The 942-nt window shown below is 43.1% G+C and carries 1 protein-coding gene; it reads left to right on the top strand.

Annotated features, from left to right (window positions below; translation table 11 throughout):
* Positions 1-110 precede the first annotated feature (110 nt).
* Positions 111-942: NAD-dependent epimerase/dehydratase family protein (locus QVP90_RS07545; RefSeq protein WP_288204053.1), on the top strand; the 832-nt coding region annotated here is incomplete at its 3' end.

Raw genomic sequence — 942 nt, 5'->3', positions numbered from 1 at the left:
AAGACGATGAAGAAACCGGTTGTTTTTGACGGGCGTAATATCTATGACAAGAAGGAACTTCAGAAAATAGGTTTTTCATATTACTGTATCGGAAAATAATATATCGCGCAATGAATATTTTGATTACCGGCATTCATGGTTTTGTAGGTTCCAATCTTGTTTCTTCTTTGAAAGGCAGGCACACCCTTTACGGTTTGGATATTGTTACACCGGTGAAAGACGGTGTGGTGAAAACTTTTTCTTGGAAAGATATTGAACCAACATCTTTCCCATTGTACCACTTGCCTCAGTTTGACGCCATCATCCATCTTGCCGGTAAAGCTCACGATACCAAGAACGAATCGGTGGCTCAAGCCTATTTTGATATCAATACCGGTCTGACTCGGAAGATATTCGATTTCTTCTTAGAGTCCTCTTTCAAGAAATTTATTTTCTTCAGTTCAGTGAAAGCTGCTGCCGACAGTGTGGTGGGGGATATACTGACGGAGGATGTCGTTCCTGCTCCGGTAGGTCCTTACGGCGAGAGTAAAATTAAGGCGGAGGAATACATATTAAAGGGAGAAGGGAAAATTGAGAAGGGAGCAGGAGAAGTTTGTGGTGCTGTTGGTCAGTCCGGTCGTTTGGGGTTGGATAGGCAAGTGTATATTCTCCGTCCCTGCATGATTCATGGGCCTGGGAATAAGGGAAATCTGAATCTGCTTTATAATGTGGTGAAGAAAGGTATTCCCTGGCCATTGGGCAGTTTTGAGAACCGCCGTTCGTTTACTTCGATCGATAACCTTTGTTATGTGATAGAAGGATTGCTGACGAAAGCTGTTCCGGGCGGTATCTATCACATGGGAGACGATGAAGCGATGTCTACGAATGAATTGATTGCTACCATTTGTGAGGCTATGGGCAAGCAACCGCATATCTGGAAAATAAATAAAAGTTTGATGGAAG

The sequence above is a fragment of the Bacteroides sp. CAG:189 genome (assembly GCF_000432295.1).
GTDB lineage: Bacteria > Bacteroidota > Bacteroidia > Bacteroidales > Bacteroidaceae > Bacteroides > Bacteroides salyersiae.
This window is presented reverse-complemented; position numbering and strand designations above follow the sequence as displayed.